This is a genomic window from Micromonospora siamensis (assembly GCF_900090305.1).
In the GTDB taxonomy this organism is placed as follows: domain Bacteria; phylum Actinomycetota; class Actinomycetes; order Mycobacteriales; family Micromonosporaceae; genus Micromonospora; species Micromonospora siamensis.
The window spans coordinates 3,656,571-3,678,769 of record NZ_LT607751.1 but is presented as its reverse complement, the minus strand read 5'-3'; the positions used below and the strand labels follow the sequence as shown (position 1 = coordinate 3,678,769).

Annotated in this window: 22 protein-coding genes; 7 read left to right on the top strand and 15 right to left on the bottom strand. The window is 73.4% G+C overall.

The window, feature by feature from the left end:
- Positions 1-120 precede the first annotated feature (120 nt).
- Positions 121-1,338 carry a sensor histidine kinase gene (locus GA0074704_RS17000; RefSeq protein ID WP_231926489.1) on the top strand — a complete coding sequence of 406 codons (1,218 nt, stop codon included), beginning with the start codon at positions 121-123 and terminating at the stop codon, positions 1,336-1,338.
- Entirely contained in the window at positions 1,335-1,970 is a 636-nt protein-coding gene (locus GA0074704_RS16995; protein WP_088971416.1) for a response regulator, read from the top strand. Before GA0074704_RS17000 ends, GA0074704_RS16995 begins: the two co-directional genes overlap by 4 nt.
- Positions 1,971-1,995: 25 nt before the next feature.
- Here the strand turns inward: GA0074704_RS16995 and GA0074704_RS16990 are convergent, their stop codons facing one another.
- Positions 1,996-3,567 carry an FAD-dependent oxidoreductase gene (locus GA0074704_RS16990; protein WP_088973749.1) on the bottom strand — a complete coding sequence of 524 codons (1,572 nt, stop codon included), beginning with the start codon at positions 3,565-3,567 and terminating at the stop codon, positions 1,996-1,998.
- Between the two features lie 78 nt (positions 3,568-3,645).
- Between GA0074704_RS16990 and GA0074704_RS16985 the strand changes: the two genes are divergently transcribed.
- Entirely contained in the window at positions 3,646-4,221 is a 576-nt protein-coding gene (locus GA0074704_RS16985; protein ID WP_088971415.1) for a helix-turn-helix domain-containing protein, read from the top strand.
- Between the two features lie 419 nt (positions 4,222-4,640).
- On the opposite strand, the gene GA0074704_RS16980 is transcribed toward GA0074704_RS16985, so the two are convergent.
- The 6 genes from GA0074704_RS16980 to kdd form a co-directional block, all read right to left on the bottom strand.
- Complete coding sequence (locus GA0074704_RS16980) at positions 4,641-5,978, bottom strand: glutamate mutase L (protein ID WP_088971414.1); 1,338 nt, start codon at positions 5,976-5,978, stop codon at positions 4,641-4,643.
- On the bottom strand, positions 5,975-6,373 hold the full coding sequence (gene kal / locus GA0074704_RS16975; RefSeq protein WP_088971413.1) for a 3-aminobutyryl-CoA ammonia lyase: 399 nt from the start codon (positions 6,371-6,373) through the stop codon (positions 5,975-5,977). Before kal ends, GA0074704_RS16980 begins: the two co-directional genes overlap by 4 nt.
- Positions 6,370-7,167, bottom strand: a complete 798-nt coding sequence (gene kamE / locus GA0074704_RS16970) for a lysine 5,6-aminomutase subunit beta (RefSeq protein ID WP_088971412.1) — start codon at positions 7,165-7,167, stop codon at positions 6,370-6,372. Before kamE ends, kal begins: the two co-directional genes overlap by 4 nt.
- Positions 7,164-8,729, bottom strand: a complete 1,566-nt coding sequence (kamD, locus tag GA0074704_RS16965; protein WP_088971411.1) for a lysine 5,6-aminomutase subunit alpha — start codon at positions 8,727-8,729, stop codon at positions 7,164-7,166. The genes kamE and kamD overlap by 4 nt, the downstream gene beginning before the upstream one ends.
- Before the next feature lie 72 nt (positions 8,730-8,801).
- Positions 8,802-10,388 carry an amidohydrolase gene (locus GA0074704_RS16960; RefSeq protein WP_088971410.1) on the bottom strand — a complete coding sequence of 529 codons (1,587 nt, stop codon included), beginning with the start codon at positions 10,386-10,388 and terminating at the stop codon, positions 8,802-8,804.
- 5 nt (positions 10,389-10,393) lie between these two features.
- Positions 10,394-11,455 (bottom strand): L-erythro-3,5-diaminohexanoate dehydrogenase, encoded by a 1,062-nt coding sequence (kdd, locus tag GA0074704_RS16955; protein ID WP_088971409.1) that lies wholly within the window; start codon positions 11,453-11,455, stop codon positions 10,394-10,396.
- A gap of 145 nt (positions 11,456-11,600) precedes the next feature.
- Here kdd and GA0074704_RS16950 point away from each other — a divergent pair, with 145 nt between their 5' ends.
- Positions 11,601-13,007, top strand: coding sequence for a KamA family radical SAM protein (locus GA0074704_RS16950; protein ID WP_088971408.1), 1,407 nt, complete (start codon positions 11,601-11,603; stop codon positions 13,005-13,007).
- 54 nt (positions 13,008-13,061) lie between these two features.
- Here the strand turns inward: GA0074704_RS16950 and GA0074704_RS16945 are convergent, their stop codons facing one another.
- From GA0074704_RS16945 to GA0074704_RS16930, 4 genes are all read right to left on the bottom strand, one after another.
- Positions 13,062-13,397: a YnfA family protein gene (locus GA0074704_RS16945; RefSeq protein ID WP_088971407.1), complete on the bottom strand. Its 336-nt coding sequence runs from the start codon at positions 13,395-13,397 to the stop codon at positions 13,062-13,064.
- Positions 13,398-13,406: 9 nt separating this feature from the next.
- A complete protein-coding gene (locus GA0074704_RS16940) occupies positions 13,407-13,838 on the bottom strand; it encodes a MerR family transcriptional regulator (protein ID WP_088971406.1) in 432 nt (143 codons plus the stop codon).
- Positions 13,835-14,164, bottom strand: coding sequence for a hypothetical protein (locus GA0074704_RS16935; protein ID WP_197697541.1), 330 nt, complete (start codon positions 14,162-14,164; stop codon positions 13,835-13,837). Before GA0074704_RS16935 ends, GA0074704_RS16940 begins: the two co-directional genes overlap by 4 nt.
- A 95-nt stretch (positions 14,165-14,259) precedes the next feature.
- Positions 14,260-14,454, bottom strand: coding sequence for a CsbD family protein (locus GA0074704_RS16930; protein ID WP_088971405.1), 195 nt, complete (start codon positions 14,452-14,454; stop codon positions 14,260-14,262).
- 177 nt (positions 14,455-14,631) lie between these two features.
- Between GA0074704_RS16930 and GA0074704_RS16925 the strand changes: the two genes are divergently transcribed.
- Positions 14,632-15,198, top strand: coding sequence for a histidine phosphatase family protein (locus GA0074704_RS16925; protein ID WP_088971404.1), 567 nt, complete (start codon positions 14,632-14,634; stop codon positions 15,196-15,198).
- Between the two features lie 25 nt (positions 15,199-15,223).
- The gene (locus GA0074704_RS16920; RefSeq protein ID WP_157743703.1) at positions 15,224-17,620 is read left to right on the top strand and encodes a hypothetical protein; all 2,397 of its coding nucleotides are present in this window, start codon (positions 15,224-15,226) and stop codon (positions 17,618-17,620) included.
- Here the strand turns inward: GA0074704_RS16920 and GA0074704_RS16915 are convergent, their stop codons facing one another.
- The 4 genes from GA0074704_RS16915 to GA0074704_RS16900 are packed head-to-tail and all read right to left on the bottom strand — an operon-like array spanning position 17,621 to position 20,655.
- On the bottom strand, positions 17,621-18,103 hold the full coding sequence (locus tag GA0074704_RS16915; protein WP_088971402.1) for an Lrp/AsnC family transcriptional regulator: 483 nt from the start codon (positions 18,101-18,103) through the stop codon (positions 17,621-17,623). It abuts the gene before it with no gap.
- A gap of 54 nt (positions 18,104-18,157) precedes the next feature.
- The gene (locus GA0074704_RS16910) at positions 18,158-18,379 is read right to left on the bottom strand and encodes a DUF433 domain-containing protein (RefSeq protein ID WP_088971401.1); all 222 of its coding nucleotides are present in this window, start codon (positions 18,377-18,379) and stop codon (positions 18,158-18,160) included.
- Between the two features lie 21 nt (positions 18,380-18,400).
- Positions 18,401-19,543: an acyl-CoA dehydrogenase family protein gene (locus GA0074704_RS16905; protein WP_088971400.1), complete on the bottom strand. Its 1,143-nt coding sequence runs from the start codon at positions 19,541-19,543 to the stop codon at positions 18,401-18,403.
- Entirely contained in the window at positions 19,540-20,655 is a 1,116-nt protein-coding gene (locus GA0074704_RS16900) for a M24 family metallopeptidase (RefSeq protein ID WP_088971399.1), read from the bottom strand. Before GA0074704_RS16900 ends, GA0074704_RS16905 begins: the two co-directional genes overlap by 4 nt.
- A 481-nt stretch (positions 20,656-21,136) precedes the next feature.
- Between GA0074704_RS16900 and GA0074704_RS16890 the strand changes: the two genes are divergently transcribed.
- Positions 21,137-22,138: a LacI family DNA-binding transcriptional regulator gene (locus GA0074704_RS16890; protein WP_088971397.1), complete on the top strand. Its 1,002-nt coding sequence runs from the start codon at positions 21,137-21,139 to the stop codon at positions 22,136-22,138.
- Positions 22,139-22,199 lie beyond the last annotated feature (61 nt).

The window sequence follows — 22,199 nt, the reverse complement described above, 5'->3', positions numbered from 1 at the left end:
CCGGGCGGGCCGCCGGGAACATCTGGCCGGCGACGGTACTTCGCGGGTCGAACGGCGGCAGCCGACTTGCATCTTTCGGCAGAGGGAGATCCGGTGACCGGCGCCTACGCTGGAGGGACCGTGAACACGACCGCCGCCACCTCGGGCGCCCGGACCCTGGCCTGGTGCCTGCACCTGCTGATGGTCGGGCTCCTCGGGCTGGCCGCCGGCCGGGCCGTGGTCGACGCCGACCCGCGCGCGCCCGGCGTCGTCGCCGCCGCCGCGGCGCTGGCCCTGGCGTACGCGGCGGGCGGGCTGCTGCGCCGCGGCGGGGCCGGCCACCGCGCCGTGCTCTGGTGGCTGGTCGCCGTGGGCGCGGTGTGGGTGGTGCTGCTGGTGCTCTCCGCCGACGGGGTGTGGCTGGCCTTCCCCCTGTACTTCCTCCACCTGCACGTCCTGCCGCGCCGGGCCGGCCTGGCGGCGGTCGCCGTCACCACGCTCGCGGCGATCCTCGCCTCCGCCGCCCACCAGGGCGGGTGGGGTGCGGGCACCGTGGTCGGTCCGGCCCTGGGCGCGGCGGTGGCGGTGGCGGTGGTGTGGAGTTACCAGGCCCTGTACCGGGAGAGTGAGCGACGCCGGCGGCTGATCGAGGAGCTCACCGTCGCCCGCGCGGACCTGGCCGCCGCCCAGCACGCCGCCGGTGTGCTGGCGGAACGTGAACGCCTCGCCCGGGAGATCCACGACACCCTCGCCCAGGGGCTGTCCAGCATCCAGTTGCTGCTGCGCGCCGCCGGACGCACGCTGCCCGACACCTCCGGCGCCGCCGCCGGCTACGTGGAGCAGGCCCGCCAGGCCGCCGCGGACAACCTCGCCGAGGCCCGCCGCTTCGTCACCGCCCTCACCCCGCCCGCGTTGGAAGGGACCACCCTCGCCGACGCCCTGCGGCGGCTGTGCGCCACCACCAGCGCCCGCGACCGGCTCGACGCCCACTTCCACCTGACCGGGGAGCCGGTGCCGCTGCCGACCGCGCACGAGGTCGCCCTGCTGCGCGTCGCCCAGTCCGCCCTGGCCAACGCGGTCCGCCACGCCGACGCGAGCACCGCCGAGGTCACCCTCGGCTACCTGGACGGCCAGGTCGCCCTCGACGTCGTCGACGACGGGACCGGCTTCGACCCGCGCCGACCGCCCCCGGCCGATCCGGACGGCGGCGGCTTCGGCCTGCCCGGCGCCCGGGCCCGGGTACGTGCTCTGGGCGGCACCTTCACCGTCCGGTCCGCCCCCGGCCACGGCACCACCCTCAGCGCGCGGCTCCCGGTCACCGACCCCGCACCCGACGTCAGGGTCGAGGCCGGGCCGTGACGGCCGGACAGATCCGCCTGCTGCTGGCCGACGACCATCCCGTCGTGCGGGCCGGGCTGCGCGCCGTGCTGGAGACCGAAGCCGGCCTGCTCGTGGTGGCCGAGGCCGCCACGGCGGAACAGGCCGTCGCCCGCGCCGCCGAGGGCGACATCGACGTCGTGCTGATGGATCTGCGGTTCGGCAGGGGCATGACCGGCGCCGAGGCCACCGCCGCCATCACCGCCCGCCCCGGCGCCCCCCGGGTGCTGATCGTCACCACCTACGACTCCGACGCCGACACCCTGCCCGCCATCGAAGCCGGCGCCACCGGCTACCTGCTCAAGGACGCCCCGCCCGAGGAACTGGCCGCCGCCGTGCGCACGGCGGCGGCCGGCCGCACCACGCTGGCGCCGGCCGTCGCCGACCGGCTGATGAACCGGCTGCGCGCCCCGGCGACCGCCCTGACCCGACGCGAGACGGAGGTGCTCACCCTGGTCGCCGAGGGCCTGTCGAACCGCGGGATCGGGCGGCGACTCCACCTCACCGAGGGCACCGTCAAGTCCCATCTGGCGCGGATCTACGCCAAGCTCGGCGTCGACTCGCGTACCGCCGCGGTCGCCACCGCCACCGACCTCGGCGTGATCCGCCGCTGAGGGGTCGGGGCGGCGGCGACGGCGGTCAGCGCCGCCGGGCGACCAGCACGGCGTCGCGTACGGTGGCGGCCCGCCCGTCGTGGTCGGTGATCTCCCGCGGCCGGTCCTCGGCGGTCACCGCCCACCGGTGCGGGTCGAGGGTGTCGGCGACCTGCGCGGCGGTGAACATCAGCTCCGGCAGGTGCGGGCGGCGCACCCCGGTCCGCAGGTCCGCCGGGTGGTGCCCGACGATGAGCAGGGTGCCGCCGGGGGCGACCGCGTCGGCCAGCCGTTGCCACAGTTCGCGCTGCTGCTCGGCGGGCAGGTGCACGTACTGGGCGGTGACCAGGTCGTAGCCGGTGCCGGGCAGCGGCTCGTGCCGCAGGTCGGCCTGGATGAAGGTGGTGCGGTCGGCGACCCCGGCGTCGGTGGCGTGACCGGCGGCCCGCGCCACGGCGACCTCGGCCAGGTCGACGGCGGTGACCTGCCAGCCGCGCCCGGCCAGCCACACGGCGTCGGCGCCCTCCCCGCAGCCCACGTCGAGGGCCCGCCCGGCGGGCAGGTCGGCCGCCTCGGCGACCAGCTGCGGGTTGGGGCGGCCGCTCCACACCGCCGGCCGGGACCGGTAGCGCTCCTCCCAGGTGTCGCGTTCGTGCATGGTGGCGCGCAGCCGCCGGTGCGCGGCCACGGCGTCGCGGGTGTCCGCGTCGACCAGGTCGGCGTTGATCGCGGCACCGGCGGTCATCCCGGCGGCCGCGGCGGTGGCCACCTGCGCGCGCAGGTCGGCGACGTTGCCGGCCACCCACACGCCGGGCACCGTGGTGGCGCCGGTCGGGTCGGCGGGGATCTGCGCGCCGACCACCTGCCCGGCCAGCTCGACGTCGACCGGGGTCAGGCCGAGCCCGGTCAGCACGACGGAGCGGGCGTGCAGCCGGGCGGCGACGGCCAGGGCGTCCAGGGCGACGCGGTCGCCGTCGGCGAGCAGCACACCGGTGAGGGTGTCGTCGTCGGTGCGCACGGCGGTGACCGGGCCGGGCACGACGGCGATCCCGCGGGCGGCGAGCCGCTCGACCTGCTCCGGGTCGGGCGTGGGGCCGTCGTGGGTCAGCAGGATGACGTGCGGGCTCCACTGCCGCCACAGCAGCGCCTGGTGCACGCCGAGCGGCCCGGCGGCCAGCACCCCGATCCGCCGGTCGCGGACCTCGAAGCCGTGGCAGTACGGGCAGTGCAGCACGTCGCGTCCCCACCGCGCCGCGAGGCCGGGCACGTCGGGCAGCTCGTCGACTCCACCGGTGGTGACCAGCAGCCGGCGGGCGTGCACGTCCCGCCCGTCGGACAGCCGCACCCGGAAACCGTCGCCGTCGGCGGTGGCCTGCTCGGCCGTGCCGTCGACCAGGTGCCCGCCGTACCGGGTCACCTCCGCGCGGCCCGCCTCGTACAGGCGCGCCGGCGGCGTCCCGTCGTGGCCGAGCAGGTTGTGCACCCCGGCGGCGGGGGCGTTGCGGGGCTGTCCCGCGTCGATGACCAGCACCGTGCGGCGGGCCCGGGCCAGGGTCAGCGCCCCGGCCAGCCCCGCCGCGCCACCACCGATGACCACCACGTCGTACCTGTCGTCCACGTCGGCACCCTTCGTCGTCTCGCCGTCGCCGCCCACGATCCGCCGACCCCGATCCGGCCGGCAAGTATCTTTGCCGGTATGGCAAACGACGAGGCGGCGGTGCTGGCGGCGGTCGGGGCCCGACTGCGGGAGCTGCGCCGCCGACGCGGCACCACCCTGACCGAGTTGTCCGAGCTGACCGGCATCTCGGTGAGCACCCTGTCCCGGCTGGAGTCCGGCGGCCGACGGCCCACCCTGGAACTGCTGCTGCCCCTGGCCCGCGCCCACCAGGTGCCCCTGGACGAGCTGGTCGGCGCCCCAACGGTCGGGGACCCACGGGTGCGTCCCCGCCCGATCGTGCGACACGGGATCACGTTCCTGCCGCTGACCCGCCGCCCCGGCGGCGTACGCGCCTTCAAGCAGATCTTCCCGCAGCACACCCCCGCCGACCCGCAACCGCAGACCCACGAGGGCCACGAGTGGCTGTACGTGCTGTCGGGGCGGGTCCGGCTGCTGCTGGGCGACCACGACCTGCTGCTCACCGAGGGCGAGGTCGCCGAGTTCGACACCCGACTGCCGCACGCCGTCGCCAACCCCGATCCGCGGCCGGCGGAGGTGCTGAGCCTGTTCGGGCCGCAGGGCGAACGGCTGCACGTGCGGGCCCGCCCGTCCTGACGGCGCCCCGGAACGAAATCGGGGCGCGGCATACGCCGCGCCCCGATGCTCCCAGGCCCTCCCCGGCCGGTGGGGCGAGGATGCTGCACGCCGACCTTCGGACCGACCCGACGGTGGACTGGCTGCCCCCGCCTGGCCGTTGTCTACTGGCCGTGCACCTCACCCTGCCCGTACACCGGTAACCGCGGCCGGTTCGCGCCGCCCCGCCGACCCCCGCCCGCTGGACCTGGCCGCCGCGACTAACGCACACCACGTCGCACCGGTGTGTCGTGCCGCTCGGCCAGCGGGCGAGAGGACGAAGCGAACAACAGCCGCTTCCCGTAGTAGGACTCAAAGACGGTACGTGCCAACCCCCCGATCCTGTCAACCCACCCCCGGCCAGTCGTGTGTTTGACCACGGCGTGTCGCGTCGGCGCGTCTCAATGCCCGCCGAGGTGGTGACGCAGCAACCCCCGCGCCACCCCCGGATGCTCGTCGGCCAGCAGCCCCGCCGCGGCCAGCACGTAGTCCACGTCGACCACCGGGCGGGCGTCGCGCGGCACCGGCCACCCGCCGGCGAAGTCGGTCAGCACCGCCGCGAGGACCTGACCGGCGTCGCCCGGGTCGGCGTGCCGCAGCACCCCACCGGAACCCACCAGCAGCCGCACGTCGCGCAGGTCCCGCCCACCCCGCTCACCGGTGGCGCCACCCCGGGCGTGCCGGCGCACCGCCACCGTCGCCGCCAGGGCCGCGATCCGCCGGTCGGCCGCCCGGTCGGCGTCGCCGCCGGGCAGGAACCCCGGGTCGGCGGCGCGGGCCGCCGCCGCGGCGGCCAGGTCGTCGACCTGCGCCGGGTCCAGCAGGCGTTCCTCGACCGCCGCCCGCACCACCCCCGGCGCGGACCACCGCATGCCCAGGTCACCCTCCACGGTCCGGGCCCGCCACAGCGTCCCGGCGACCTCCCGGCCCGGGCCGGTGTCCCGCTCGTCGGGGGTGAGCACCGAGTACACGTCGGTGGTGGCGCCACCCACGTCCACCACCACCAGGTCACCGCCGAGGCTGTCGGCCAGCACCTCCACCCCGGTCAGCACCGCGTCCGGCGTGGCGGCCCGCACCAGGGCCGCGAACCGGCCACCCCGCGACAGCCGCTTGCCGCCGATGACGTGCCGCAGGAACACCTCCCGGATCGCCGCGCGCGCCGACGCCGGGGCGAGCACCCCGATGCGGGGCAGCACGTTCTCCGCCGCCGTCACCGGCACCTTCGCCGCCGCCAGCAGGTCGCACAGCTCCACCCGGGCGTCGGCGTTGCCGGCGAGGACCACCGGCACCCGCCAGCGGGCCTTCGCCAGCCGCGTCGCGTTGTGGGTCAGCACCTCGGCGTCACCGCCGTCGGTGCCACCGACCAGCAGCACCACGTCCGGGCGGGCCGCCCGCAACGCGGCAAGCTCCGCCGCGCCGAGCCGCCCGGCGGCCACGTGCACCACGTTCGCCCCCGCCGACAGGCCCACCCGCCGGCCCGCCTGAGCCGTGACGAGAGGCTCGTAGCCGACCACGGCCAGCCGCAACCCACCACCGGCCGACGAGCACACGTACCAGGGCGCCCCGGCGGCGTCGAGACCGGCGGTGGCCGCCGCGACGGCCGCGTCCAGGCCGTGCAGCACGTCCGTGCCGACCGTCGTCGGCGCCGACGCCGCCGCCACCAGCCGGCCGCCGTCCAGGTCCACCACCGCGACCTTCGTGTACGTCGACCCGACGTCGGCGCAGACCGCGACGCTCACTGAACTGGCGGGACTACCACGGTGCCGGTCGCGGTGACCGCCACGATCGGGGTGTCGAGTACCTCCGCGGCCGACTCACCCTTGTCCGGACGCCCGCGGCACACCACCCGCGCCTCGAAGTCGATGGTCCGGCTACGGGTGCCCACCCGGGTCACCGTGGCCAGCACCTCCAGCACGTCTCCGGCCTTCATCGGCGCCCGGAACTGCACGTCCGAGTACGACGCGAACAGCCCCTCGTCACCGTCGGTGCGGATACACACCTCCGTGGCGACGTCCCCGAACAACCCCACCGCGTACGCCCCGTCGACCAGGTTCCCCGCGTAGTGGGCGTGGGAGTACGGCACGTACCGGCGGTGGGTGACGGTCAACCCGACCCGGGGGTCCTGCTCGCTCATGCCTTCTGCTTCCTGTTCGTGATCAACGCGTGGACCAGGTACGACGCGACCTCACCGGGGGTGGTGCCCCGGCCGAAGATGCGGTCCACGCCCAGCTCGGCGGTCATCGTCTCGTCGAACCGCGGCCCGCCGACGATCAGCAGCGGCCGCTTCCCCGCCGGCATCGCCTCCCGGAACGCCGCCGACATCTCCCGGGTGTTGTGCAGGTGCGCGTCGCGCTGCGTCACCACCTGCGACACCAGCACCGCGTCGGCCTTCTCCACCCGGGCGGCCTCCACCAGCTCCGGCACGCTGACCTGCGCACCCAGGTTGGTGACCTTCAACTCCCGGTAGTACTCCAGGCCCTTCTCACCGGCGATGCCCTTGACGTTGAGGATCGCGTCGATGCCCACGGTGTGCGCGTCGGTGCCGATGCACGCCCCCACCACCGACAGCTTGCGCCGCAACCGCTGCTTCACCACCGCGTTGACCTCCTTGGCGCCCAGCAGTGGGTAGTCCCGCTCCACCACGTGCACCTTGGACATGTCCACCAGGTGGTTGACCCGCCCGTAGACGACGAAGAAGGTGAACCCGTCACCGATCGGTTTGGCGTGCACCAGCATCGCCGGGTCCATGCCCATCTTGTTCGCCAGCTGCACCGCCGCGCCCTCGGCCCGCTTCGTGTGCGGCACCGGCAGGGTGAAACTGATCTGCACCATCCCGTCGCCGCTGGTGTCCCCGTACGGCCGCACGACCCGCTTGTCGCCCGGCTCCACCGGGTGACCGTGGAAGGCGCTGCGCTCCTCGCTGCTCATCGGGTCGCCCCTTCCTCAAGCAGGTCCGACGCCGGGTTGAAGTAGCCGGCCTCGTGCCGGGCCACCCCGTCGAGGCCCTTGCCCCGGTCCGCGGGCCGCTTCATGATCCCGAACGTGCCCTCGGCGATCGCCGTCAACAGCGACTGGTCACCGATGCGCTCCAGCAGGTCGAGGGCCTCGCCGAGGACCCGGTTGGCGCGCTGCTGGATGAACCCGCCCGCCGCCGGCACGAAGTCCTCGTGCAGCCCACCGGCCGCACCCAGCACGTAGCGGACGTTCTGCAGGGCGATGTCCCGGTCCGACAACCACGGCGTCACCACCGCCTCCGTCATCATCCCCACCAGCAGGATCCCCTGCCCGGTCATGGTGCCCACCAGGTTGAAGAACCCGTCGAGCAGGTTGCCCCGGAACACGTCCCCGGTCATGTGCTTCGTCGGCGGCATCCACTTCAACGGCGCGTCGGGGAACAACTCCCGGGCCAGCAGCGCGTGCGCCAACTCCAACCGGAACGACTCCGGCACCTCCGGGTTGATCTCGAACGCGTGCCCCAGCCCCAACTGCCAGTCCGCCAACCCCGCCTCGTGCGCGAAGTACTCGTTGAGCAGCTGCGACACCGTCACCGTGTGCGCCTCGTCCACCGCGTCCGCGGTGGTCAGGTAGTTGTCCTCACCGGTGTTGATGATGATCCCCGCCCGGGCGTGCACCTGCCGGGAGAACCGCTGGTCAACGAACGTACGGATCGGGTTGATGTCGCGGAACAGGATCCCGTACATCGAGTCGTTGAGCATCATGTCCAGGCGTTCCAGGCCCGCGAGGGTCGCCATCTCCGGCATGCACAGCCCCGACGCGTAGTTCGTCAGCCGCACGTACCGGCCCAGCTCCTTCGACGACTCGTCCAGAGCGGCCCGCATCAGCCGGAAGTTCTCCTGCGTGGCGTACGTGCCGGCGAAACCCTCCCGGGTCGCGCCCTCCGGCACATAGTCCAACAGCGACTGACCCGTCGACCGGATCACCGCGATCACGTCCGCGCCGGCCCGCGCCGCCGCCTGCGCCTGCGGAATGTCCTCGTAGATGTCGCCGGTGGCCACGATCAGATAGATCCACGGCCGCTGCTTCGGATCCCCGTACCGCTTCACCAGCCGGTCCCGCTCGACCCGCCGCCGGTCCACCTGCCGGATCCCCGCGCCGACCGCCTTACGGGCCGCCTTCCGCGCCGAGGTGGCCGCCTTCCCCGCCGGCACCCCGAACCGCACCGACCCGGCCGCCGCCTTCTGCGCCAGCAACGTCACATCGGTCAGGCCCTCCCGGGCCATCGCGTCGAACACCGGCGCCGCCACCCCGTGACCCAACCCGATGTCGGCGACCACCGCGTCGACGAGGCGGTTCACCCACGGAATGCCGTCCGGATCCGCACCGGTCACCCCGGCCAGCCGCAGCACCGCCCGCTCCACCGACACCGTGGTGTGGCTGCGCGCCAGATCCACCACCGGCTGCCCGGCGCGCCGCGCCAACTCCCGCGCCCGGGCCACCAGCACCGGATCCAGGTCAAGCTTCCCTGTCACGCCGTCACCTCGCCGCGCTCGGCGACGCCGTGCCGGCGTCACACTGTGTCGATGGTTCGCTCGCAAGCTCGCTCACGAAACGCCTTCCTCGTAGATGACCTCACCGCGCAGCACCGTCGCCCGGCACACCGGCAGCGGCGTCGGATCGTCCGCACCCCGCGCCTCCGGATCCTCCGCCTGCACCACCGGCAGACCCCGCTCCACGCCCGCCGGCGTCGACCACACCGCGAACGTCGCCGGCGCACCCAACGCGATCACGCCCTCGTTGTCCAGATGCACCGCCCGCCAGCCGCCCCGGGTGTGCGCCGCGAACGCCGCCCGCACACTCATCCGCTGCACCGGGTTGTGGTGCGCCGCCGCCGCCCGCACCGAACCCCACGGATCCAGCGGCGTCACCGGCGAGTCCGACCCGAACGCCAACGCCACCCCGACCGAGTGCATCGCACCCATCGGATTCGACTCCAACGACCGGTCCAGGCCCAGCCGCGACTCGTACATCCGCCCCGCGCCACCCCACAACCGGTCGAACGCCGGCTGCATCGACGCCACGATCCCGTACTCCACGAACCCGGCGATCAACCGCTTGCTCATGATCTCCGCGTGCTCGATCCGGTGCCGGGCCGCCCGCAACCTTTCCGTGCCCAGCCGCGCCGCCGCCCCCGCGAAACCCTCCAGCACCGTCGAGATCGCCGCGTCGCCGATGGCGTGGAAACCGCCCTGCATGCCGTGCGCCGCACAGTCCAGCAGATGGTCCCGCACCTGCTCGGCCGTGACGTACCCGTGCCCGCACCCGCCCGGCTCCCCGTCCAGGTACGCCGCCGACACGTGCGCCGTCCGCGACCCCAACGCCCCGTCGGCGAACAGGTCACCCCCGGCGCCCACCGCACCCAGCTCCCGGGCCCGCGCCGCGCCACCCAGCTCACCCCAGTACCCGTACACCTCCGGCACCCCGTCCCCGGAGACACCCAGCAGGCCCGTGAAGTCCTCCTCGTCGGAGATCTCCGGACCACCGCACTCGTGCACCGCAGCGATCCCCAACGACGCCGCGTGCGCCAGGGCCACCCGCTGCGCCGCCACCCGCTGCGCCCGCGTCACCGACCCCTGCGCCGCCGCCCGCACCACATGGTGCGCGTCCCGCCGCAACCACCCCGACGCGTCGAAACCCGGCGCCGCGGCCGCCTCCGGACACGCCGCCAGCAACGCCCGCGACACCAACGCCGAATGGATCGACGCCTGCGACAGGTACACCCGCCGGCCACCCGCCGCCCGGTCCACCGCGTCCGCGTCCGGCAGCGTGGGGTCCGCCCAGTTCGACTCGTCCCACCCGTGCCCCAGCACCACCGCGTCCGCCGGCAGCCGACCCGCGAACGCGGCGACCGCGTCCAGCAGCTCCCCCGCCGACCGCACCGACGACAGGTCCAGCCCCGACAGCGCCAGGCCGGTGTCCGTGGCGTGCACGTGCGCGTCCACGAACGCCGGGGTCACCAGCGCACCGTCGAGCTCCACCACCCGATCGGCGGCCGGCGCGTCCGCGTCGACACCCAACCAGGCGATGCGGCCGTCGCGCACCAGCAACGCCGTGGCGCTCGGCTCCGCCGGACAGTGCAGCACGCCACCGCGGTACAACGTCGAGGGGCGCGTCGTCGAGGGGTTCGTCATGGGGTTCAGTCTGCCGCCAGCCGGGAGGTGAACAACGCACGGACCCCGGGCTCGGCCCGCAACAACTGCAACGCAAGCTCCGCGTGCCCCGGCACGTACCCGTTGCCCACCAGCATCGTCACGTCCGCCGCCAGGCCCTCCGCACCCAACGCCGCCGCCGCGAAGCTCGTCGCCATCGAGAAGAAGATCACCGTGCCGCCGTCGGCCGTGGCCAGCACCGCGCCGTGCTCACAGCCCGGCACGTCCACGCAGACCACCGTCACGTCCGCCGGCGCACCCAACGCGGTGGTCACCGCCGTCGACAACGCCACCGGATCACGGGCGTCGGCCAACGCGACCGCGTCGGCCAGACCCACCCCCGCCAGCGCGTCGCGCTCCGCGACCACCGGCACCACCCCGACGGTACGACCCGCGCCCGCCCGCCGCGCCGCCGCCAGCGACAGCGACCCGCTCTTGCCGGCCCCACCGATCACCGCGACACCCACCGGCCGGGGATCACCCTCGCGCTGGCGCCGCGCCACCTGCTCGGCCACCACCCGCGCGGTCAACGCCGGCGCCCCGCACACGTCCAGCACCGCCAGGGACAGCTCCGGGTGCAGGTCGTCGGGGAGTACCGCGGCGATGGAGCGGGCGAACAGGATCGCGTACCCGTCGCACGGCACCTGCTCGCTGCGCCCGTCCCAGCGGGCCAGCCCGTCGAGGATGGTCAGCGGCGTCAGGGTCAGCGACACCAGCGTCGCCACCCGGTCACCGGCCTTGAGGCCCAGCGGCGAGCGCCGGCCGGCCTCCTCGACGGTGCCGATCAGCATGCCGCCCGAACCGGTCACCGGGTTCTGCATCTTGCCCCGGGTGGCGACGATGTCGAGCACCTCGGCGCGGACCTTCTCCCCGTCCCCGCCGTGCTTCTCCGACAGCTGCCGGAAGCTCGCCGCGTCCAGGTTGAGCCGCTGCACCCGGATGCGCACCTCGTTCGGGGCGATCTCGGGCCTGGCGTCCAGCCGCCAGGCCGCCTGCGGCAGCACTCCCGCCGGTTCCACGACGCGGTGCAGACCCACCGGTGACGTCACGCCGACCTCCCCCTGTTGCCGCCCGATGCCCTGGTCAGGGCTCGCATCGCGGGAAAACTTACGGCAGACTAATTTCTTCACCGGATATTTTCCAGTAGCCTTCGTGATCGTTGATCAAACCGAGCCACCAATCCGAGGAGGGGCCGTGACCCAGACCCAACCGGTTGACACCATCCCGGGGCCTCGTCACGCCCCGGTCGCCGTACCGACCGCCGGGCAGCCCTACGAATACCGCCGCAGCCCCCTGGTCGAACCCGACTGGGCCCGCTTCCCCGGCTGGCGACACGTCACCCGCGAGCAGTGGGAGAACGCCCAGTGGCAGCGCGTCAACTGCGTCAAGAACATCAAGCAGCTGCGCACCGTCCTCGGCGACACCGTCGACGAGACCTTCTACGCCGACCTCGAGGCCGACCAGAAGGCCCTGGCCACCATGTCCATGCTGGTGCCGCCACAGATGATCAACACGATGGTGCCGTTCGCGCCGATGACCACCGAGGCGTTCCTCGCCGACCCGGTCCGGCGCTACATGATCCCCGTCGCCTCCGACCGGCGCACCGACTGGCCGTCACACCCGTACGCCAGCCGCGACAGCCTCCACGAGCACGACATGTGGGTCGCCGAGGGCCTCACCCACCGCTACCCCACCAAGGTGCTCGCCGAACTGCTCTCCACCTGCCCCCAGTACTGCGGCCACTGCACCCGCATGGACCTGGTCGGCAACTCCACCCCCGCCGTCGACAAGCTCAAGCTCACCCTCAAGCCCGTCGACCGCTACGACGCCCACATCGCGTACCTCAAGGCCCACCCCGGCGTCCGTGACGTCGTCGTCTCCGGCGGCGACGTGGCCAACGTGCCGTGGCGCAACCTCGAGTCGTACCTGATGCGGCTGCTGGAGCTGGAGACCGTCCGCGACATCCGGCTCGCCACCAAGGCCCTCATGGGCCTGCCCCAGCACTGGCTCCAGAACGACGTCGTCGAAGGCCTGGAGCGGGTCGCCCGCACCGCCGCCCGCCGCGGCGTCAACCTGGCCATCCACACCCACGTCAACCACGCCCAGTCGATCACCCCCCTGGTCGCCAAGGCCGCCCAGACCGCCCTCGACGTCGGCGTCCGCGACGTCCGCAACCAGGGCGTGCTCATGCGCGGCGTCAACGCCACCAGCGAGGACCTGCTCGACCTCTGCTTCGCACTCCAGGGCGAGGCGGGCATCCTGCCGTACTACTTCTACATGTGCGACATGATCCCCAACGCCGAGCACTGGCGGGTCCCCGTCTGGCACGCCCAGCAGCTCCAGCACGACATCATGGGCTACCTGCCCGGCTACGCCACCCCGCGCATCGTCTGCGACGTCCCCTTCGTCGGCAAGCGCTGGGTGCACATGCTGACCGAGTACGACCGCGAACGCGGCATCTCCTACTGGACCAAGAACTACCGCACCTCGATCGAGTCGGCCGACCTCGAAGCGCTCAACAAGCGCTACGCCTACTACGACCCGATCGACACCCTGCCCGAGGCCGGCCAGTCCTGGTGGGCCGCCCACCGCGACGACTGACCCCGCACCACCCGCCGGCGCCCCGCGACCCGTGTCGCGGGGCGCCGCCGCGTCTCACGCGCCCCGCGGCGCGTACATGATCACCGCCACGCCGGCCAGGCAGATCACCGCCCCGGTCACGTCCCACCGATCCGGGCGGAAGCCGTCCACCACCATCCCCCACACCAGCGAACCGGCCACGAACACACCTCCGTACGCCGCCAGGATCCGCCCGAAGTTCGCATCCGGCTGCAACGTCGCCACGAACCCGTACGCCCCCAACGCCACCACCCCGGCCGCCACCCACCACAGGCCCCGCTGCTCCCGCCAGCCCTGCCAGACCAGCCACGCACCGCCGATCTCCGCCAGCGCGGCCAGCACGAACAACACCAGGGAACGCAGCACCGTCACGCCGCGACCCTAACCACCACCCGCGACGCCCCCACCCGACGCCTCGAACGGGATCGGACAGGACTCCCGGCCGGCGCACTCCACCAGATCGGCGCAGCCCGCCTCCACCGCCGCCCGCAGCGCCGCCGCGGCCACCTGCAACTCCGCGATCCGCTCCTGCACCTCGGCCAGCTTCCCCACCGCCTGCCGTCGCAGGTCCGCCGCCCCGGACCGCCGACCCGCCCGTACGCCCAGCAGTCCGGCCACCTCCGCCAGCGAGAACCCCAACCGCTGCGCCGCCCGGACCGCCCGCAGCACCGACACCGCCTCGGCCGGATACACCCGATGCCCACCGGCGGTACGCTCCGGCTCCGCCAGCAGTCCCCGCCGCTCGTAGTAGCGCACCGTCTGCGGATGGACCCCGGCCGCCCGGGCCAGTTCCCCGCTGCGCAGGCCCGTCACCGCAGGCTCCGCGCCGCCCGCCCGGCCAACGCGTCCAGCACGTCGACGTGCGCTTCCGGAACGGCCACCTCGACCCGGACGGTCGCCGCCGAGGCGGAGACCGTGAAGACGAAGAACCGGCAGCAGGCGGACTCCCGCTCGATCAACTCCCGTACCCGGGCCGCGGCCTTCGGCGCGAAATCCCAGATCAGGGCGGCCGGCGCGGGCCTGGCCTGGCCGCGCAGCGCGGTCGCGAACAGGTCGTCGAACTCGGCCATCCGCAGTGGCCGGTCCACCGTCGGCAGGGCGCACGACCCCGGCACCCAGGTCTCGTCGGTCAGGCTCATCCTCCGACGGTAAGCCCGTACCCCGGTACCGATTGCAAGCCGGAGACGGCCGCGGGGGCCACCGGTTGAACCGGTGGCCCCCGCGCACTTCCGCATCACTTCTCGAACGAGCTCCGGACGTCGCGACCGGCATCCTTGACGTGCTCGCCGGCCTGCCGCGCCTTGGCCGTGCTCTGCTGGGTGGCTCCCTCGGCGCGCATCCGCTCGTTGTCGGTCATGTCGCCGAGCCGCTCCTTCGCGGCGCCGCTCAGCTCCTCGGCCTTGTTCTTCGCCTTCTCGGTGAAGCTCATCTCGCCTCCTCGACCTTCGATCGGGTGCGGGTCTTCGTCGCTTGCCCGGTGTCGTCGACCGCAAACCGGGTGAGGGGTGCCACCTCCGCTAGGGCATCCTAGGAAGATAGGTGACCTGGTGGCGATCGAGCGGACGCTCGCCCGGCCCGAGCCACCGACCGGTGGTTAACTGGGCGGGTGAGCGAGATCGTGCTGGTACGCCATGGCGAGACCACCTGGAGTGCCAGCCACCGGCACACCTCGTACACCGACCTGCCGCTGACACCCGACGGCGAGCGACAGGCCCGCGCCCTCGGCGGCGTGCTGGTGGGCCGCCGCTTCGCCCGGGTCCTGGCCAGTCCCCGCCAGCGCGCCCTGCGCACCGCCCAGCTCGCCGGCCTCACCGTCGACGCGGTCGACGACGACCTGGCCGAGTGGAACTACGGCGACTACGAGGGCCGCACCAGCGACGACATCCAGGCCGACCACCCGGGATGGAACATCTGGGCCGACGGCGGCCCCGGCGGGGAGACGCCGGAGCAGATCGGCGCCCGCATCGACCGACTCCTGACCCGGGTCACTCCCCTGCTGGACCGCGGCAGCGTCGCCCTGGTCGGCCACGGGCACAGCCTCCGGGTGCTGGGCGCCCGCTGGATCGGCCTGCCGCCCGCCGGCGGCGGCAAGCTGCGCCTGGACACCGCCACCGTCTCCGTCCTCGGCTACGAGCACGGCCGCCCGGTCATCCTGCGCTGGAACGGACGCTGAACCGGCCTGGACGGCTCACCGCCGGGTGAGCGACCGGGCACCCGCGCCGTCCGCCGAAGCCCCCGCCCGCACGCCGGATGCCGGCGATCGCGCCTGCCCGACCCGCACCGAAAGTTACGATTCTTCAGGCCCGGTTCGGACACGCAACCGAACCCCACCCGCGCTCGGGGGCATCGTGTGCGGCAGGAAGATCGAACCCACGCTACGCGAACACACGGGCCTCGTCGCCGGCGACCCGGAGGACAGGTTCACCCAGTTCGAGGGTCAGACCCTACGGGCGGACTTCGTCCGCTCCCTGTGCAGCCACCCGATCCCGGACGTCGACCGGGTGACCCTGAACAAGGTGCGGATCGAGGGGCGGCTGGACCTGTCCCGGCAGCACCTCAAGCACGGCCTGCGGTTCACCGACTGCCACTTCGCCGACGACGTGGACCTGTCCTGGGCTAACTGCGACGAACTCATCGAGTTCGTCGACTGCCGGATGACCGGCCTGCACGCCGACGAGATCGTCGCGACCAAGGGCATCAGCGCCCTCAAGTGCCACCTGATCCGGACGAGTTTCGCCGGCGCGCAGATCAAGGAGGACCTGAGACTCAGCGAGACCTCCCTCGAACACCGCCCGGGCCGCACAGCGTTCAACGGACCGGCGATGGTCGTCGAGGGATCGGTCCGTCTCGACGGTGCGAAGGTCTCAGGAGAGGTGCTTCTGGCGTCCAGCCACGTCGGAAAGGATCTCGATCTTCGCTCCGCGCGGTTCGACAACGGCTCCGGCTTGGCGCTCGACGCGACGTCGGTGACCGTGGGCGGGGAACTGCGCGGCGACCGGGACTTCCGCGCCACCGGGGAGGTCCGGCTCTGCTGGGCACGGGCGACCACCGTGTCGTTCCGCAGGGCGCGACTCGAGAACCCTGACGGCGTGGCGCTGCGCGCCGACTCACTCCGCGCGGAACTCGGCTGCTACCTCGACCAGGGACTGCGTGCCGAGGGGACCGTACGCCTGGTGGGCGCGCAGATCGACGGCGAGGTGAGCTGCACCGCCAGTACCTTCACCAGCCGATGTGGCGCCGCCATCGAGGCCGAACGGCTGGCCGCGAAGGACGTGTACCTCGACCGGGGGTTCCACGCCGACGGCGGGGTACGACTGATCGGCGCGGTACTGACCCGCCAGCTCACCTGCACCAGTGGCCGCTTCGACAATCCGGCCGGTGTCGCGCTGGACCTGACCGGCCTCAACTGCTCAGGTAGCGCCTACCTGGATCGGGACCCGCAGTGCGCCCACGGTTTCCATGCCGACGGGCAGGTCCGAATGTGCGGCGCCGGCATCGACGAGGCCCTCGTCTGCACCGATGGCCTGTTCGCCCACCAGGGCGACGTCGCACTCGACGCGGACGGACTGACCACCACCGGCGACGTCCGACTCGACGGAACGTTCCGCGCCATCGGCCGGGTACGGCTCAGCCGGGCCACCGTCGGGCGCCAACTGGTCTGCAGCGCCGGCTCGTTCGACTCGACCGAGAGCCCTGCCCTAGACCTGACCGGCCTAGTCGGGCGCGGCGACGTCCTGCTCAACGCGGGCTTCCGGGCGACCGGCGAGGTACGGCTACGCGACGCGACCGTCGACCGGGACGTCGACCTGTCGGACGGCCACCTCGAGGTGTCCGGCACGACGGCGCTCGACGCGGTCAACCTGCACGTCGGCGGGACCTTCACCCTTCGGCTGGCGGAGCCGCCGAGCGGGCTCGTCGACGTACGGTTCGCCACCGTCCAGCGGCTCAAGGACAGCCGGTCCAGCTGGCCCGTCGCCGGGACCGCGATGGAGGGCTTCACCTACCAGAACGTCGAGGACGGAATCTCCACTGACGAACGCCTCGACATCCTCCGGCACACCACGAAGTTCTCGCTCCAGCCGTACCAGCAACTGAGCCGGGTCTACCGGGAGGCGGGCCGGGACAAGGACGAGCGCAAGGTGGCCATCGCCGGGCGCGTGGACTACCGCAAACGGGACGACCAGAAATGGCCGGCGCGGACGTGGAACCGCTTTCTTCGTCACACCGTCGGATACGGCTACGAGCTCTGGCGACCGTTCGTCATCGCGCTCGCGCTGATCGTGCTGAACTTCCCGATCTACCACACGGCCGAGCACGCCAGGCTCATGGAACCGGTCGGCGGAAGGACCGAGCAGGCGCATCACGACGAGATGCACTGCCCCGGCGACTTCCCCTGCTTCAACCCGCTCGCCTATTCGGTCCAGCTCTTCATCCCGGTGGCGAACCTGCAGGAGGTCGATAAGTGGGTGCCGGACGCCACCAAGGGCCGATGGGGCACCTTCCTGCTCGGCTGGACCTGGCTCATGGTGATCATCGGCTGGCTGCTCGCCGTCGCGCTGGGCGCCGGCATCAACGAGGCCATCCAGCGCAAGTAATCAGGAAGCGGACTGCTCCCGGCCGCGGACCAGGCCCGACTCCCCCACCTTGGGCGGCCGGTGCTCGTACGGTGTGGACAGCACCACCGTCGTCCGCGTGGTGACGTTCGCCGCCGTCCGGATCTCCTGCAACACCCGCTCGAGGTCGGCCGGACCGGCCACCCGCACCAGCAGCAGGTAGAAGTCCTCCCCCGCCACCGAGTAACACGAGTCGATCTCCGGCAGGTGGGCCAGCCGCTCCGGCGCGTCGTCCGGCTGGGACGGGTCGAACGGGCGGATCGCCACGAACGCCGTCAACGGCAGGTCAAGCGCCTCGAAGGACACCCGCGCCGCGTACCCCCGGATCACCCCGCGCTGCTCCAGCCGGCGGACCCGCTGGTGCACGGCGGACACCGACAGCCCCACCTTCTCGGCCAGGTCGGTGTACGACAGCCGGCCGTCCCCGGTGAGCGCGGCGACGATGGCCCGGTCGATCTCCTCCACGGCGAGCAACCTACCGGTAAACCCGCCGCGGTGCGACGACGGCCCGCCCCGACGTCACGCCGGGCGGGCCGTACGGTCACGCACCGCGTCGGCGGCGAAGTTCAACACCTCGGCCATGTCCTCCTCATCGAGGAAGGGCAGGTCGGTGAGGATGTCGGTGACCGTCATGCCCTCGGCCAGCATCGCCAGCAGCGTCGCCACCGGGATCCGGGACTGCCGGACACAGGGCGCGCCGCCCATGACCTCGGGGTCGATGGTGATCCTCGGGAACGTCACCGGCCCAGGTTACGGACCGGCTCAGCCCTTGGCGAGGGCGCGGGAGATGACCAGCCGCTGGATCTGGTTGGTGCCCTCGACGATCTGCAGCACCTTCGCCTCGCGCATGTACCGCTCGACCGGGTGGTCGGCCACGTAGCCGGCGCCGCCGAGGACCTGCACCGCGTCGGTGGTCACCCGCATCGCCACGTCGGTGGCGAAGAGCTTCGCCTTGGCCGCCTCGATCGAGTACGGCCGGCCGGCGTCGCGCAGCCGGGCGGCGGCCAGCATCAGGGCGCGGGCCGCGGAGATCTGGGTGGCCGCGTCGGCCAGGCCGAAGCCGAGGCCCTGGAAGTCGATGATGGACCGGCCGAACTGCTGCCGCTCCTTCGCGTAGCCGACGGCGTAGTCCAGGGCGGCCTGGGCCAGGCCGACGGCGCAGGCGGCGATGCCGAGGCGGCCGGAGTCCAGGGCGGACATGGCGATGGTGAAGCCCATCCCCTCGCCGCCGATCAGCCGGTCGGCGGGCACCCGGGCGTCGTCGAAGGCGATCTGCGCGACCGGGGAGGCGTGCAGGCCCATGGTCCGCTCGGCGGCCTGCGGCGCGATGCCGGGGGTGTTCCGGTCGGCGAGCAGGCAGGAGATGCCCTTCGCGCCCGGCCCGCCGGTGCGGCAGAAGATGTTGTAGAAGTCGGCGACCCGCGCGTGGGTGATCCACGCCTTGGTGCCGGTGACCACGTAGTCGTCGCCGTCCCGGACGGCCTTCGTGGTCAGCGCCGCCGCGTCGGAGCCGCCCTGCGGCTCGGAGAGGCAGTACGCGCCGAGCAGCTCGCCACCGATCATGTCGGGCAGCAGCTTGCGCTGCGCGTCGGTGCCGAACTGGGCCACCGGGTAGCAGGACAGGGTGTGCACGCTGACCGCCTCGGCCACCGCCAACCAGCGGCTGGCCAGGATCTCCAGCACCTGGAGGTACACCTCGTACGGCTGGGCGGCGCCGCCGTGCTCCTCGGCGTACGGCAGGCCGAGCAGGCCGGCCCGGCCGAGGGTGCGCAGCACCTCCCGGGGGAACTCGGCGCGCTGCTCGAACTCGGCGGCCTTCGGGGCCAGTTCCCGGTCGGCGAGTTCGGTGGCGAGGTCCAGCAGGTCGCGGGCCTCGTCGGTGGGGAGGATGCGGTCGACGTTCATAGCGCGATGAGCTCCGTGGGGGTGGTGTTGAGCCGTGCCACGCCGTCCGGCGTGCAGACGACGATGTCCTCGATGCGGGCGCCGTGCCGGCCCGCGAGATAGATGCCGGGTTCGATGGAGAACGCCATGCCGGCCTCGATCGGCCGCGGGTTGCCGGCGACGACGTACGGCTCCTCGTGGCCGTCGAGCCCGATGCCGTGCCCGGTGCGGTGCAGGAAGGCGTCGCCGTAGCCGGCGGCGGTGATGACGTCCCGGCCGACCGCGTCCAGCGCCTCGGCGGTGATCCCCGGCGCGACGGCGGCCACCGCGGTGCGCTGCGCCTCGTGCAGCACCGCGTAGTAGTCGACGAACTCGGCCGGCGCCGGCCCGCCGGCGACGTAGGTGCGGGTGCAGTCGGAGCGGTAACCCGAGGGCATCGTGCCACCGATGTCCACCACCACCGGCTCACCGACGCTGATCGGCCGGTCGGAGGTGCCGTGGTGCGGGCTGGCGCCGTTCGGGCCGGCGGCGACGATGACGAAGTCGACGCTCACGTGCCCGGTGGCCCGGATCGCCGCGGCGATGTCGGTGGCGACCTCGGCCTCGGTGCGTCCGGGGCGCAGCCACTCCCCCATCCGCCGGTGCACCGCGTCGATCGCCGCGCCCGCCTCGGCCAGCGCGGCCACCTCCGCCGGCGACTTGCGGATCCGCAGCTCCCGCAGCACCTCCGAGGCGAGGCGCTGGTCGGCGCCGGGCAGCGCGGCCCGCAGGGCGAGGACCTGCTCGGCCCACATCCGGTCGGCCAGCCCGACCGCGCCGACCGGGCCGCCCAGGGCGGCCACCAGCAGCGGGTACGGGTCGGTGCCGTCGCCGTGGTCGACGATGCGGACGCCGGTGGCCGGCGCCGGGGACGCCTCGGCGGCCGGGCGTTCCAGGGTGGGAACGATCAGGGTGGGCTCCCCCTCGGCGGGCAGCACCAGGCAGGTCAGCCGCTCGCCGGCGTGCGCGTCGTACCCGGTCAGGTAGCGCAGGTCGGAGCCGGGGGTGAGCAGCAGCGCGTCCAGGCCGGCCGCGGCGGTGGCGTTGCGCGCGGCGGCGAGCCGGTCGGCCGGGTACAGCTCCTCGTGTCCCACCCAGTCAGCTTAACGGTCGTTTGGGGCAGTGCGGGAGTCGCGGTGCGGCGCGAGACACCATCCCCACGGCGTCCTAGGAAGATAGGTTCGTACCCGATTCCCGGGCGCGCAGCACGGCGGCCCGGGCCTTCTCCTCCTCGGCGACCTCGGCGAACACCGGCGGCGTGCACCGCAGGCTGCCCGACCGGTTGAGGAACGACCGTCGCACGCACTTCCCTCCCTGCCGCCCGGTCACCCCGCACCGCCGGCGCTGGTCGTCCGGCCGGCCGACGCCGAAAGCCATCGACGCAGGTCAGCTCCGGTGCGGCCGGGCCGGAGCGGGTCCGCGCACGCCGGAGGCTTCTTTAAGATCTTGAAATTAGGCATGGTTCGTTACGTCCTCGTTATTGACGCCGATGGCGTCGCTTCGGTTGACTGCCACCGGAACCGCTACCGCAACCGGTTCCGCGCCACCCCACCGAGCTGCCGACGGGAGCGTCCCGTGCCGATCACCATCGTCGACGTCGCCACCCGGGCGGGGGTCAGCAAGACCACCGTCTCCCGGGTGCTCAACGGCAAGGGCGAGGTGGACCGGCGCACCGCCGACCGGGTGCGGGCGGTGATCACCGACCTCGGCTACGTCCCCAACGCCCGGGCGGTCAACCTCGCCCGGGGACGCACCCGGGTGGTCGGCATGCTGGTGCCCGCGCTCACCTGGCCCTGGATGGGCGAGGTGCTCCAGGGCGCGGTCGACGTCGTCGAGTCCGAGGCGTACGGGCTGCTGCTGTTCACCTGCAACCGGGGCGACGAGTCGATGCGGCGCTTCGCCTCCCAGGTCTCGGCGAGATCCTTCGACGGGCTGCTGGTGGTGGAGCCCGAGGGCACCCTGGACTACATCACCGAACTGCACCGCCGGGGCCTGCCCGTGGTCCTGGTCGACGACCGCGGCCACCAGCCGGGCTTCCCGTCGGTGCGGACCACCAACGAGGCCGGCGCCCGCAGCGCGGCGGCCCACCTGCTGCACCGGGGACGACGGCGTCCCCTGGTCGTCACCGGGCCGCGCCGCTTCGGCTGCACCCGGGAACGCACCGCCGGCTTCACCGAGGCGTACGCCGAGGCGGGCCTGCCCGTCGCACCCGACCGCCTGGTCGAGGGCGACTTCACCTTCGAGTGCGGGCGTGCCGCCGTACGCCGGCTGCTCACCGACCGGGTCGACTTCGACGCGGTCTTCGCGCACAACGACCTCTCCGCCGCCGGCGCCCTCCAGGCGCTGCGCGACGCCGGCCGGCGCGTCCCGACGGACGTCGCCGTCGTCGGCTTCGACGACCTGCCCCTGGCCGGGCACACCCACCCGCCCCTGACCTCGGTACGCCAGCCGCTGCGCGAGATGGGGGCGGCCGCCGCCCGGGCCCTCATCGGCCACCTCGCCGGCAAGCCACTGCCCGACCCGCCGACCGTCATCCCCACCAGCCTCACCGTCCGCGCCTCGACCGGGGCCACCTGACCCTCGCACCGCTCGACCAACCACCCGCACCGCCGGCAGCACGCCCGTCGGCGATGGCACC

What these genes read in the sequence shown, in the direction of transcription:
- GA0074704_RS16930 (WP_088971405.1), bottom strand. Translation starts at nt 14,454, where the DNA reads ATGAGCTTCACCGAGAAGGCGAAGAACAAGGCCGAGGAGCTGAGCGGC.
- GA0074704_RS16935 (WP_197697541.1), bottom strand. Translation starts at nt 14,164, where the DNA reads ATGAGCCTGACCGACGAGACCTGGGTGCCGGGGTCGTGCGCCCTGCCG.
- GA0074704_RS16985 (WP_088971415.1), top strand. Translation starts at nt 3,646, where the DNA reads ATGGCAAACGACGAGGCGGCGGTGCTGGCGGCGGTCGGGGCCCGACTG.
- kamE (WP_088971412.1), bottom strand. Translation starts at nt 7,167, where the DNA reads ATGAGCAGCGAGGAGCGCAGCGCCTTCCACGGTCACCCGGTGGAGCCG.
- GA0074704_RS16905 (WP_088971400.1), bottom strand. Translation starts at nt 19,543, where the DNA reads ATGAACGTCGACCGCATCCTCCCCACCGACGAGGCCCGCGACCTGCTG.
- GA0074704_RS16960 (WP_088971410.1), bottom strand. Translation starts at nt 10,388, where the DNA reads ATGACGAACCCCTCGACGACGCGCCCCTCGACGTTGTACCGCGGTGGC.
- kal (WP_088971413.1), bottom strand. Translation starts at nt 6,373, where the DNA reads ATGAGCGAGCAGGACCCCCGGGTCGGGTTGACCGTCACCCACCGCCGG.